This window comes from Pseudomonas sp. LS44, from assembly GCF_024730785.1.
GTDB lineage: Bacteria > Pseudomonadota > Gammaproteobacteria > Pseudomonadales > Pseudomonadaceae > Aquipseudomonas.
Genome location: NZ_CP102830.1, coordinates 2,244,100 through 2,256,771, shown reverse-complemented (window position 1 = coordinate 2,256,771; position 12,672 = coordinate 2,244,100). Strand labels below are relative to the sequence as shown.

General features: G+C 63.3%; 12 protein-coding genes and 1 pseudogene. 3 read left to right on the top strand and 10 right to left on the bottom strand.

The features are described from left to right. Nucleotides 1–28: 28 nt before the first annotated feature. Nucleotides 29–1,477, bottom strand: coding sequence for a Fe-S cluster assembly protein SufB (sufB, locus tag NVV93_RS09990; protein WP_119893401.1), 1,449 nt, complete (start codon nt 1,475–1,477; stop codon nt 29–31). A 195-nt stretch (nt 1,478–1,672) separates the two neighbouring features. Continuing rightward, nucleotides 1,673–1,990, bottom strand: a complete 318-nt coding sequence (locus NVV93_RS09985; protein ID WP_258250524.1) for a Rieske 2Fe-2S domain-containing protein — start codon at nt 1,988–1,990, stop codon at nt 1,673–1,675. Between the two features lie 106 nt (nt 1,991–2,096). On the opposite strand from NVV93_RS09985, the gene NVV93_RS09980 reads away from it, so the two are divergent. Continuing rightward, on the top strand, nt 2,097–2,783 hold the full coding sequence (locus tag NVV93_RS09980) for a metalloregulator ArsR/SmtB family transcription factor (protein ID WP_258250523.1): 687 nt from the start codon (nt 2,097–2,099) through the stop codon (nt 2,781–2,783). Between the two features lie 271 nt (nt 2,784–3,054). Here the strand turns inward: NVV93_RS09980 and NVV93_RS09975 are convergent. After that, nucleotides 3,055–3,345, bottom strand: a pseudogene (locus NVV93_RS09975) (chromate transporter); the annotation flags it as partial. Between the two features lie 279 nt (nt 3,346–3,624). Here NVV93_RS09975 and potE point away from each other — a divergent pair. Both potE and NVV93_RS09965 read left to right on the top strand, forming a co-directional pair. Continuing rightward, nucleotides 3,625–4,971: a putrescine-ornithine antiporter gene (potE, locus tag NVV93_RS09970; RefSeq protein ID WP_258250522.1), complete on the top strand. Its 1,347-nt coding sequence runs from the start codon at nt 3,625–3,627 to the stop codon at nt 4,969–4,971. Then, nucleotides 4,968–5,870 carry an amino acid ABC transporter substrate-binding protein gene (locus NVV93_RS09965; protein WP_258250521.1) on the top strand — a complete coding sequence of 301 codons (903 nt, stop codon included), beginning with the start codon at nt 4,968–4,970 and terminating at the stop codon, nt 5,868–5,870. Before potE ends, NVV93_RS09965 begins: the two co-directional genes overlap by 4 nt. A 47-nt stretch (nt 5,871–5,917) precedes the next feature. Here NVV93_RS09965 and NVV93_RS09960 read toward each other — a convergent pair whose 3' ends face one another. The 7 genes from NVV93_RS09960 to NVV93_RS09930 all read right to left on the bottom strand — a co-directional run bounded on the left by NVV93_RS09960 (nt 5,918) and on the right by NVV93_RS09930 (nt 12,604). Next, on the bottom strand, nt 5,918–6,364 hold the full coding sequence (locus tag NVV93_RS09960; protein WP_258250520.1) for a potassium channel family protein: 447 nt from the start codon (nt 6,362–6,364) through the stop codon (nt 5,918–5,920). A 12-nt stretch (nt 6,365–6,376) separates the two neighbouring features. After that, nucleotides 6,377–7,408 (bottom strand): DUF2955 domain-containing protein, encoded by a 1,032-nt coding sequence (locus NVV93_RS09955; RefSeq protein WP_258250519.1) that lies wholly within the window; start codon nt 7,406–7,408, stop codon nt 6,377–6,379. Continuing rightward, nucleotides 7,398–8,528, bottom strand: coding sequence for an HlyD family secretion protein (locus NVV93_RS09950; RefSeq protein WP_258250518.1), 1,131 nt, complete (start codon nt 8,526–8,528; stop codon nt 7,398–7,400). Before NVV93_RS09950 ends, NVV93_RS09955 begins: the two co-directional genes overlap by 11 nt. 6 nt (nt 8,529–8,534) lie before the next feature. Next, nucleotides 8,535–10,067 (bottom strand): efflux transporter outer membrane subunit, encoded by a 1,533-nt coding sequence (locus tag NVV93_RS09945; protein WP_258254330.1) that lies wholly within the window; start codon nt 10,065–10,067, stop codon nt 8,535–8,537. A 19-nt stretch (nt 10,068–10,086) separates the two neighbouring features. Continuing rightward, nucleotides 10,087–11,190 carry an AI-2E family transporter gene (locus NVV93_RS09940; RefSeq protein WP_258250517.1) on the bottom strand — a complete coding sequence of 368 codons (1,104 nt, stop codon included), beginning with the start codon at nt 11,188–11,190 and terminating at the stop codon, nt 10,087–10,089. 76 nt (nt 11,191–11,266) lie between these two features. Further along, a complete protein-coding gene (locus tag NVV93_RS09935; RefSeq protein ID WP_258250516.1) occupies nt 11,267–12,226 on the bottom strand; it encodes an HlyD family secretion protein in 960 nt (319 codons plus the stop codon). A gap of 3 nt (nt 12,227–12,229) precedes the next feature. After that, nucleotides 12,230–12,604, bottom strand: a complete 375-nt coding sequence (locus NVV93_RS09930) for a DUF3302 domain-containing protein (RefSeq protein WP_258250515.1) — start codon at nt 12,602–12,604, stop codon at nt 12,230–12,232. Nucleotides 12,605–12,672: the final 68 nt, after the last annotated feature.

The window sequence follows — 12,672 nt, the reverse complement described above, 5'->3', positions numbered from 1 at the left end:
CTCCACCTCAGCCTTCAAACCTCGGCCCTCAGCCGACGCAACCCTCCAGGCTCACGCCCAGCAGTTTCTGGGCTTCTACCGCGAACTCCATCGGCAGTTCCTTGAACACCTCGCGGCAGAAGCCATTGACGATCATCGGCACCGCATCTTCCTCGCGGATGCCACGCTGCCGGCAGTAGAACAGCTGTTCCTCGCTGATCTTCGAGGTGGAGGCCTCGTGCTCGACCCGAGCGCTGGGGTTCTTCACCTCGAGATAGGGGAAGGTGTGCGCGCCACACTGGCTGCCCAGCAGCAGGGAGTCGCACTGGGTATGGTTGCGGGCGCCGGCCGCCCCCTTCTGGATCTTCACCAGGCCGCGGTAAGTGTTCTGCCCATGGCCGGCGGAGATCCCCTTGGAGAGGATGGTACTGCGTGTGTTCCGCCCGATGTGAATCATCTTGGTGCCGGTGTCCGCCTGCTGGTGGTTGGTGGTCAGGGCGACCGAGTAGAACTCGCCGACCGAGTCGTCGCCCTGGAGGATCACGCCCGGATACTTCCAGGTGATGGCCGAGCCGGTCTCGACCTGGGTCCAGGAGATCTTCGAGTTTCTGCCGGCGCACTTGCCGCGCTTGGTGACGAAGTTGTAGATGCCGCCGCGCCCTTCGGCGTCGCCCGGGTACCAGTTCTGCACCGTGGCGTACTTGATCTGCGCATCATCCAGCGCGATCAGTTCGACCACCGCCGCGTGCAGCTGATTCTTGTCGCGCATCGGCGCGGTGCAGCCCTCGAGGTAGCTCACGTAGGCGTCGTCCTCGGCGACTATCAGCGTGCGCTCGAACTGGCCGGTGTCCGCGGCGTTGATGCGGAAGTAGGTCGACAGCTCCATCGGGCAGCGCACCCCCTTGGGCACGTAGCAGAAGGAGCCGTCGGAAAACACCGCCGAGTTCAGTGTGGCGAAGAAGTTGTCGCTGTAGGGGACGACCGAACCCAGGTATTTACGCACCAAATCCGGGTGGTTCTGCACGGCCTCGGAGAAGGAGCAGAAGATCACGCCGACCTCGGCCAGCTTTTGCTTGAAGGTCGTCGCCACCGATACCGAGTCGACCACGGCGTCCACCGCCACGCCGGTCAGGCGCTCCTGCTCGGCGAGCGAGATGCCGAGCTTGCCGAACATCGTGCGCAGTTCGGGGTCGACCTCGTCGAGGCTCTTGGGCCCCGGGGTTTTCGGCTTGGGCGCCGAGTAATAGATGATGTCCTGGTAGTCGATGGGGGCGTAGTGGACGTTCTGCCAGCTCGGCTCGCGCATGGTCAGCCAGTGACGGTAGGCCTTCAGGCGCCAGTCGAGCAGCCACTGCGGCTCGTTCTTCTTGGCCGAGATCAGGCGGATGATGTCCTCGTTGAGCCCGCGCGGGGCGGCGTCGCTCTCCAGGTCGGAGACGAAGCCGTACTTATACGCTCGACTGCTGAGTTCGCGGATCTTCGCATTATCAGTGCTCATCACTGCCCTCCTCGTCACCCATGACGGAGGATTCGATCGCTCATCCGTGAAGCGCAGCTCCATGTTTAGCAACTATATTCTTTTTAAAGTATAGATACTCGGAAAATTCGCTGACTCGGGGGCGGTCGCGCACGCGCCGGTTACGGCTCGCGGGGGGCGCGGGGCGCAGCGCCGGGCAGCGAAACCAGCCCCGCGTCAGGCCTCCGCCGAGGGCCGCAGCAAGATGTCGTCGCCCTCCACCCGCACTTCGAACTGCTCGACCCGATAGGCCGATTCCGTCAGGCATTCGCCGTTGGTCACGTCGAACTCGTAGGCGTGCACGGGGCAGGTCACCACGCAGCCGCAGAGCGTGCCTTCGCCCAGCGGGCCGTCCTCGTGCGGGCAGCTATTGTGAATGGCGAAGTACTGGCAGGCGACGTTGAACAGCGCGACGGGCGTAGCCCCCAGGTACACGGTCTTGCCGCTACCCGGCTTAATGTCGCCCACGCGGGCGACCCTGACGAATTCACTCATGGCGCCACTCCAGGCTACGGCCGAGGCCCCCGGCAGGGCTGCCGAGCCGCCAAACTTCACTGCTAGACGGTCGCCCCTCGAATGTCAATAATGAACTTTCCTAAGTATGGAAATGGAAGCAGCGATGCGCGTGGCCAGCAAGAATGCCGAGGCGCCCGGCTCCGGTCGGGATCGGGTCCTTTTCCTGCTCAAGCGGGACGGCCCCCAGGCCACGGCGCAGGTCGCACAGCAACTAGGCGTGACGGCCATGGCCGTGCGCCAGCACCTTTCCGTCCTCTACGGCGAGGGTTTGGTCGAGTTCAGCGATGAGCAGCGCAAGATTGGCCGCCCCGCGCGCATCTGGCGGCTGACGCCGAAGGCCAATGCGCGTTTCCCTGATCACCACGCGGGGCTGGCGGTCGAGATGCTGCAGGTGGTGCAGAGCACCTTCGGTGAAGAAGGCCTGGAACGCCTGACCGACGGCTGGACACGCAAGCAAGTGGCCGCCTATCGCGCGCAGATGCCCCGCCAGGACCTGCCGCTCGACCAGCGGGTGGCCGCCCTGGTCAGGATTCGCTGCGAGGAAGGTTTCATGGCCGAGTGCCGGCCGGCTCAGGACGGGACCATCGAACTGGTGGAAAACCATTGTGCGATCGCCAAGGCCGCGCACTTTTGCCCCCGGCTCTGCGGCGGCGAGCTGACGCTGTTTCGCGAGGTGCTCGGCGACGCCGTCACCGTCGAACGCGTCGAGCACTTCCTCGCCGGCGACCGCCGCTGCACGTACCGCATTCTCGCGAACCCGAGCGCCAGCTAGCGCCACCACCGAAAAGGATCACGACTACGTGCTCAGCCGCGCGCGCGACTGAGCCGGCGCAGCGGGGTAGGCATGCACCGCCGGGCAGGAAGGATGCGTCCAGTGCCGGGATTGATTGCCGCGGATATATGCGGGGTCACCACTAGAATTGATCACTCAGCGATGCCCAATCGGACGCTTCTGGCCGATCTCTGTCTCTCGCGAACGTCCGTTGCGGGTCGATTCCGGCCGGTGATGACTGGCAGCAGACGACCCTTAGCTGCCGGTGGGGAATCAGCGCCGACGGCCAGTCGAAAGTCCCCTCGAAGCCTTGCGGCCAGAGTACGTGGTAGCCGAAGAACAACGCCAGGTTGAGGATCACCCCGACCACGGCGGCAGTGATAGCCGTCAGCGGCGCAGTGAACTTCAGTTCGTTGTGGGTCGACTCCACCAACGGGCCGCCCGCGAGAATGAACAGGAAGGACGGCAGGAAGGTGAACCAGGTGACCAGGCTGGCGGCCACCGCCCCGGTCAGGAAGGCCTGATCGGCACCGAACACCTGCTGCACATAGCCGCCACAGAAGGTTTGCCTAGATATCGAGCACGCCAGCGGCGATGACCTCGAAGAGTCCTCGGCGGTGAATCTGGGCTACCGCCACCTCTGGTAGGTGTAGCCCGAAGAAACCCAAGTCCGGACATGTGCCGGGCTTTTTGCGTACGGCGATTTGCCGTGAATGGCACGCCGATGTCGTGATTCGCAGGGATCGCCTTCACTTCGGCCAATTTCAGCCAGACTGATAGTCGACCTGGCACGACGCATCGATCGCCGCCGAACCCCGGACTACAACGCAAGGATTCTGCGATGGCTGAATCAAGCAAGAAGATGAGCCTCGCCGGGCTGACCACCCTGGTGGCGGTGAACATGATGGGCTCAGGCATCATCATGCTGCCGACCAGCATGGCCCAGCTCGGCGCGGTGTCGCTGCTGTCGTGGGTGATCACCGCGATCGGCTCGATGGCGATCGCCTACAGCTTCGCCCAGTGCGGCATCTACTGCCCACGCTCGGGCGGCCTGTCGGCCTACACCGAAGAGGCGCATTCGAAGTCGGGCTTCTTCCTCTGCTCGTACCTGTACTTCCTGTCGCTGGCCATCGCCAACGTCGCCGTGGCGATATCAGCGGTGGGCTACATGACTGCCTTCATTCCCTGGCTGGGCAGCGACGCGATCCCGCTGTTCGTCGGCACGGTGAGTCTGATCTGGCTGACCATCGTCGCCAACTTCGGCGGGCCGAGCATCACCGGCAAGATCGGCGCGATCAGCGTCTGGGGGGTGATCATACCGGTGGCCGGGCTCAGCCTGATCGGCTGGTTCTGGTTCAAGCCGGAGGTGTTCGTCGCGGCGTGGAACCCCAACCAGCTGCCCATCGCCGAAGCCGTCGGGCAGACCATCCCGCTGACGCTGTGGGCGTTCCTCGGCATGGAATCGGCGGCGCAGGCCTCCGATGCGGTGGAGAATCCCAAGCGCAACGTGCCGCTCGCCTGCCTGTTCGGCACCCTTGGTGCGGCGGTGGTCTACGTGCTGTCGACCACCGTCATCCAGGGCATCATCCCCAACCCCGAGCTGGCCAACTCTTCGGCGCCGTTCGCGCTGGTCTATGCGCAGATGTTCAACCCTACGGTCGGCAACATCATCATGGTGCTGGCGGTGATCGCCTGCATCGGTTCGCTGCTCGGCTGGCAGTTCACCCTGGCGCAGACCGCCAAGATGACTGCCGATGAGGGCATGTTCCCGAAAATCTTCGGCCGCCTCACCGCCATGCAGGCGCCGGTGCTCGGCATGCTCGTCTGCGGCGTGCTGCAGACCGTTATGGCGCTATCGACCATCTCACCCAACGCCAGCGCGCAGTTCGGCAAGCTGGTCAGCCTGGCCGCGGTGACCAACCTGATTCCCTACGTGACCGCCCTCACCGGCCTGCTGGTGATCATGTACAAGGTCGGCGTCGGCCCGACGATCTACATCCGCAACAGCCTGATCCTGATGGTGGCGCTGGCCTACTCGTTCTACGCCCTGTACTCCTGCGGCAAGGACGCGGTGTTCGGCGGCACCCTGGTGCTGGCCATCGGTTACCTGTTCTACGGCTCGATCGCCAAGTTCTTCGTCACCACACCGCCACCCAGGCTGGCGGACGCCGGAGGGATCCGCCTATGAATCCGGTTTTCCGCACATCGCTCGGTCTGCTGCTCGCCGGCCTGCTCGCCGTACCGACCTTGGCTACCGCGAACACGCTGGAGCGCGTGCGCAGCAGCAACACCTTCACCCTCGGTTATCTGCCTGACTTCGTCCCGTTCAGCAGCGCGGCGGGCGAGCAGGTCAGCGGCTACGCCATCGACCTGTGCCTGAAGATCGCCGAGCGCCTCAAGGCCGAACTGGCGCTGCCCAATCTGCAGGTGCGCTACCAGCCGCTGACACCCAGCGAGCAGATCAGCGCCGTCAGCTCGGGCCAGGTCGACATCCTCTGCACGCCGACCCCGGAGACCCTGGAGCGGCGCAAGTCGGTGAGCTTCTCGGTGCCGGTGTATACCGCCGGCCTCTCGGCGCTGCTGCGCAAAGATGCGCCCGAGGCCTTGCGCCGCGCGCTGAACGGCGAGGAGGCGCACGTCGGCCCGACCTGGCGGGCGACGGTCAATCGCGGCTTGTCCAACCAGACCTACGCCGCCGTCGCCGGCAGCATCACGGTGGACTGGATTCGCCAGCAGATGAATCGCCTCGGTGTGGTGGCGACCCTGGTCGCCGTGGAGAACAACCAACAGGGCGTGCAACAGGTGGCCGAGGGCAAGGCCGATGCGTTCTTCGCCGAACGCATGCTGCTCAATAACCTGCTGCAGACCCAAGACGTGGCCGGGCAGTTGATGGTGCTCGACCGCACCTTCACTTCGGCGCCGGCGTCGTTGGTGCTTAAGCGTGGCGATGAAGACTTTCGCCTGCTGGTTGATAGCGTGTTGAGCAATATGTACCGCTCGGGTGAGATCGAACAGGCGTACGGCAAATACCTGGGTGGGGCTAGTGATACGACCAAGATGCTATTCAAGGCCTATGCGCTGCCCTAGCACCGCAGCCCAGGCAGGCGCGAGCGAACAGCCACCGCCTGATTGAGCTAGTCGTCGGGATGCTGTTGTGACCGCGGGGTGTGGCGCTTGATGACATCCATCACCGCTGCGGTCATCACTGCTGTGGAGACGCCGAACATCAGGATGCCGTTAGCCGCCTCCAATGGACTGAGCAGGCGCCAGCGAGCCGACATGACAACGTCTCCATACCCTAACGTGGCGAAGGTCACGCCCGAGAAATACAGCGCAGTGGCAAAGCTGTCGAACTCACCGAGCAGCATGAATAGCGCCGCCCATATCCCCATCTGCACGAAATTGCCCAGCAGCATGATCAACATCACCAGCGACAGCAGGGTTGTGTTCCATACCCATGAGTCCGGCCCGTGTGCGCCCTTCCCGCGTACGTATTGACGCAAACTCAGGGTCACGAACAGCGCCTGCAACAGCAAACAGAGCAGCATCACGGGAAGGCCGACCAGAAAGTTGAGCAGCATACGGTCCTCTCCTCAGCTTGCGACGCGCCCTCGCCGGCGAAGGCGGTGTGCGTCGATCAAGTAAACCGCCAGGCAGGCATACAGGGTGACAGCGATGAACAGCCCCATGCGCACGGCGAAAGCGCTGTAGACATCCTTGCCGGCGGCGCTGTCCTGTACCGACTGGCCGAGCAGGATGATCAGCGTGGCCATGCTGCTCAGCCAAAATCCAGGGCTTTGCCGGGTCGGGCTCAGGGCGTACAACTTGCGCGCCAGCAGCAGGCCAAACAGCAGCATCCACAGAAAGAACATCCACAGGTTCGGCAGGATGCTCAGCCCTCCCCAGAACAACATGGCCAACAGGCCGCCGAGCAGGGTCGAACCCAGCAGTTCGCGCCCGGCATCGCGCGCCTTGGTGCTGCATACCTGCTGGCCGAGGCTCACCGATTTCATGATCAGCGGCATGTAGCTGGCCGGGTCGATCAGCGCCAGCAGAAACGCCGGCATCACCACCAGGGCGGCGCGCAGGGCAATCCAGCTTGCCTTGGCGGGTGGCGTCTTGGGCTGGGCAGGCGCGACAGGCGCATTGGCCGGCTCGGGAAATAGCCAGTGGCCGAGCGCCAGGGCCAGCACGGCGAGCAGCACTGCCTTGCTCAACGCTTCGATGACCATCAGGGCCAGGGAAAAGACACTGGTACCGGCGGCGGAGATAAGGGTCAGGCCGATGACCAGGAAAGTCCCCACCAACGGATTGCCCCCACGCAGCCCATAACGGAAGCAATGGAACAGGCACAACCCAACCAGCAATACCCCACTCACAGGAACATATTGCAGCAGCGGGATCACCAGCAAACCGCTTGCGGTGGTCAGCATCACCATCAGCGCCAGACCCAATCCGGCCTTGAGGGGCAGCGGCCGGTTCATCGAGGCCAGCATGAACAGCGCCAGCATCGGTGCCAGGAAGGGAATCGGCAGATCCAGGCCGAAGCTGACGGCCAGACACAGCGCAACGCCACTGGCCAGGCGTAGCGCGCGCTGGCTGCGAGGATCGCGCTCAGTAGGCATAGGACAGCCAGCTCATCACGCGAATGAACAGGTGGCCGAGCAGGTTCAGCGGGTTGCCTTCGGAGGGAAACGCCATGACCTCGGCTTGCCCTCCGGCGCGGATGTCGCGCGGAGTGGTCAGCTCGCCGGGGGCGAACTCGACCACCACCGGAAAACGCTGGGCCGGACGCAACCAGTCGCGACTGTTCTCCACACTCGGCAAGGTGCCGGGCGCGGTGCTCTGACCAACGCTGACGCCATAGCCAACGCTGCGCACGCGGCCTTTGAATATTTTGCCGGGCAGTGCATCCAGCACGATGGCCACGGGAGTCCCCGGCTCGACCCGGCCCAGATTGTTCTCAGTCATTTCCGCATTGATCCACACGTCGTGGATTGCAATCAGGGTCATGACCGGATTGCCGGCGGCAGCATATTGACCGGCCTCAGTGCGCAAATCGGTGATCAGGCCATCCGAGCGCGCGCGTATCTGGGTATTGGTCAGATCCAGCTCAGCCTTCGCCAAGGCGGTAGCGGCGCTGCGTAACAGGGCATTCTCTTCATCGCTGCCGCCCTGCTGTTCGCGTGCACGTTGCACTTCGGCCCGCGCCGCGGCGACCTGACTGACGGCCTCTTCGCGAGTGGCACGCGACACTTCGAGACGGCGCAGGGAAATGGTGCCCGGGTCTTCACGGTACAGGCGTTCGAGGCGCTGACTGTCCTGACGGGCCTTGAGTTCGTTGGCCTGGGCGGCGCGCAAGTTGGCCTGCGCCGATTCGATTCCTGCGGTGCTGGCGCCGATCTGCCGGCGTGTCGACTCAAGGTCGGCGCGGGCGCGATCAACGGCGATCCGATACTGCTGCTGATCGATCTCGAACAGAACCTCCCCGGCCTTGACGTTCTGATTGTTGCGCACGTGCACCTGGGTTACCCGCCCCGCCACTTCCGCCGCCACCGGAACGACGAAAGCCTGTACCCGCGCCTGCTGCGTGTAAGGCGTGAAGCGATCGGCCAGCAGGTACCAGACCAGGATCAGGCCGATCAGCAAAGCTACCCAGTTGGCGCCCTTCTTCACTGCGTCGGCGGCGGGCGTCGGCTCGCTCGGCGGCGCTTCTTCTGCAGGCTTTTGCTGGCTGTCATTCATCGGAACCTACCTTGTCTCAGGTGGACTGGTGTCGGCGGGCGGACGGCTTGGCTCATCCAGTAATTCGCCCCAGTCGGTGCGTTGTTGCATCTGCTGGCGGGTGGCGGGATCGACCAGTGGTTGCTCGCTGTACCAACCACCACCAAGAGCCCTGTACAGGGCAATCAGATTGCTCACGGCGGTACTGCGGTTGACCAGATACGCGTCCTGCTGGGCGAATAGCGCCCGCTGGGCATCCAGTACGCGCTGGAAATCCGAATAGCCTTCGCGGTACTGGGCGCTGGCCAGGGTCAGCGAGCGCTCGGCGGCCACCGAGGCCTCGCTCAGGATGTGGTCACGCTCCAGCGACTTGATCAAACCGATGGCAGCATCGTCGGCCTCGCGCGCGGCCTGACGCACGCTGTCCTGATAAGCGACGATCAGCTGCTGCAAGCGGGCATCCTGTACGCGCACGTTGTCTTTGATCCGGCCATGGTCGAACACGTCCCAAAGCAGACTGGGGCCGCCGACAAGATCCAGCGTGTCGGAAGCGCCGCTCAGCGTGGTAGTGGACCAGGCGATGCTGCCCAGCAGGCTCAGCGATGGGTACAGATCGGCCTCGGCCACACCGATCTGCGCCGACTGGGCGGCAACCTGAAGCTCGGCGGCGCGGACGTCTGGACGGCGCAATAGCAGGTTGCCGGGGACATCCTCCAACACGGCGCGGTCGATCAGCGGGATCAGTCCCTCCTTCTCCGCCAGTTCCGGGAGTTGGCCCGGAGGACGACCAATCAGTGTGGACAAGACGTTACGGGTGCGCAGCACTTGGCTTTCCAGGTCTGGGATGGTGCTCAGAGTGCCCAGGTACTGGGTCTTGGCCTGTTGCAGATCCAGCTCGGCACTCTCACCGCTGGTGAACAGCCGCTCGGTGATCTCGTAGCTGCGTTTTTGCAAACGGGCGTTGTCGCGCGCAATGCGCAGGCGGGCCTCGGCGGTGCGCAGGGCGAAATAACTGTCCGCCATCTGCGCGCGCAGCAGCACCAGCGCGTCGTCATGATTGGCCTGGGCGGCAAAGTAGGCGGCATCGGCCGACTCGATGGCGCGACTGAAACGTCCCCAGAAATCCAGTTCCCAAGCGACGTCGAAAGCGGCGCTGTGCTGCCAGAAATGACGATCCTGCGGGTTGCGGCCACCGGATTCGTTGTGGTCGAAATACAGGCTGTCGGCACTGGCCTGCTGCAGTTGCGGGTAACGGCCGCTCAGGGCTATGCCCAGTTGAGCTCGGGCTTCCATCACCCGCAGGCCGGCGATTCTCAAGTCCGGATTGTTGGCATCGGCTTCGGAGATCAGCCGGTCAAGGATCGGATCGGCGAACACCTGCCACCATTGGCGGGGATCGGGCGACGGCCGCGGCTGGCTGACCTGCGCGAGTGCCGGGCTGTGCCAGCCGTCGACCCACGCCTCGCCCGGCGCCTGGAAATCCGGCCCGACGCGTACGCAGCCGCTAACGCCAAGCGCTATCAGCAGGACTAGCCGGCTCGGACCGGGGATCAGCAGCATGGCGAGGGCGGCGACCGCGTCACGCCGGTTGCTGGTCACTTGTCTCGTTGCTTTGCGCCGGCTCATCCACCCACTGCCAGAACAGCCGGTAACCGACCGCGAGCATCACCGGGCCGATGAACAGGCCGATGAACCCGCTGGTGACCATACCGCCCAGTGCACCGATCAATATCACCGGCATCGGTACATCGACACCGCGTCCCAGTAACAACGGCTTAAGCACGTTGTCGGCCATGCCAGCGACGAAGGCGTAGATGCCGAAGATGATGCTCGCCACGGTGGCGCCCTCGGTGGCGAAGACATAACCAATCACCGGCACGGTGATCAGCAAGACCGGTAGCTGCATGATGCCGAGCAGCAACACTGCCAGGGCGAGCAGGCCGGCGCCGGGAATGCCCATGAGCACGAAGGCGACACCAACCAACAGCATCTGGATAAAGGCGATACCAACCACGCCCTGGGCCACCGCACGGATGGTGGCGGTGCAGAGCTCGGCGATCTTCGGTCCCCGTTCCGGGCCGGAGATGCGCAAGGCGATCCGCACTGCGCTCCGGTGGCCATTGTCGCCATAGGCCATGGCGATACCGGCGATGATCAGTGCAGCGATAAACATCAGGAAGCCCATTCCGACACCGGCCAGCTTGCCCAGCACCGTCAGACCAACGCCTTTCAGGTGCGGGGTCAGCTCTTTCACCACGCTCGTCAGATCCGTCGACGCTTGCAGCCAGAAGGCGTGCAGGGTCGGCCCCACCAGCGGCCAACTGGCCACCGCCTCACTCGGTGGCGGAATATGCAGGCTCTCGGACTTGACCACCTCCAGGGCGCTCTGTGCCGACTCCGCCATCGAGGTGGCCAGCAGATACAACGGCACCATCAGGATGGCGAGCGCGACCAGCACGATCAGGCTCGCCACATGTCCATCGCGAGCTCCGAGCCGGGCCTTGAGCATTCGATGCAGTGGGTACAGTGTGATGGCGAGGATCACCGACCAGAGCATTAGGTCGAGGAAGGGATTGAAGATCTGGAAGCAGAAAACGACCAGTACGGCAATCAGACCTGCGCGGATCAGGACATCCAGCAATCCACGCGACAGCATCCATTCAGTGAGAGGACTAGGCGCCATCATGTTTCTCCTTGCGTGCAGCTAACCGAACCGGAATCGATACGTTCTTCACCTCTTCCCTGCACCGTTTCGCCATTCAGTGGAACGGGAAGATGTAGTTCATCCAGGCGGCCATGCGCAGAAGAATCTTGCGCATCACCGCAACATGGTGGAAATGCTTGCTGTAGAGCGCCGCCTGCCCATACGAGCCGCCCGGCATCAGCTTGCTGTATTGCGCGAAATTGGGGTCGGTGATTTCGATAATGACTGGCACCCTGCCCGGCGGCGGTGAACCGGTGTAGCTCATCAACGTGCCGGAGGGCTGTATCTGCCCTTCTCCGATCACGGCGATCACGTTCTTCACCTCGCCTTTGAACACCTTGCCCGGGATCCCGTCGAACGCGATCTCAGCCTCATCGTCCGGCGTCAGACGCAGCTGGCTGTTCTGCCGCATCCAGGCCACGAAGTAATGGCCCTCGTCAGGAATGAAAACCATGGAAGGCCGCAATGGCAGCTTGGTCGCCATCATCCCGGGGCGCAGTGAGACATGAGTGACAAAGCCTTTGCCCGGAGCCCGCACCACGGTGTTATCCAGTTCAAACTGAGCGATATTCAGTTGCGCCTGAAGATCCGTCACACGAGCGGTAGCGATATCCAGATCACGGCGGGTGCCGAAGTTACGCTTGATCAGCTCTCTGATTCGGCCCAAGTCGCCCCTGGCTTGAATTAGCTGCGCCTCGATGGATTTCAGTCGGTTCTCGAAGGGGGTCGGGTCGATGCGAAACAGTACGTCACCCTTCTCCAGTGGCTGGTTGGTCTGTACGGGGACATCGATCACCTGACCGGTGACCACCGGTATCACTGGAGTCGAGACGAAATACGAACGCGCCACCTCCGAATAGGGATGGTTGTAATTCATGGTGAAGATCAGCGCGCCGATCAGCACTACACCGCCAAGAACTGCAGTGGGTACCGTCCACTTGTTCAGCGGGATGCGGAAGATCTTGAAGATAGCGATGCACAACGCGGCATAGGTGAGGATGAGCAAGAGATCCATGGCTCAGATTCCCGCGCCAAGATCAGGACCAGGATCTGCCGGCGTCTGAGCTACCGCCATCTTGCCTTCGAGCCGATCCACCCGCTGCTGCAACTCGGCTACTTGTTGCTCCAGATGGATGACATGGCTTTGCGGTGACTTACCGTCGCCAAAGCCCCAGCCACGATCCTCCCTATAGGCCATCGCCCAGATCCACAGGAACGGCCAAAGTGCGTGCAGGGTGAACAGGCTGACCCAGCCGGTGGCATGGATTGCGTCTTGATGGGGATGATTGCGGTGCACGGCAATTTCATAGGGGATGTCGTGCAGCACGATGATCCCGTAGAACAGCACCAGCCCGACGAAGATCAGCAGACCCAAGGCGAAGTAATCGAGCATGGCATCCGTCCCTTCTGAGTGAGCGAACCGCTGTGCTGAAATCTAGCCCATTTGCTATGGCATCGCCC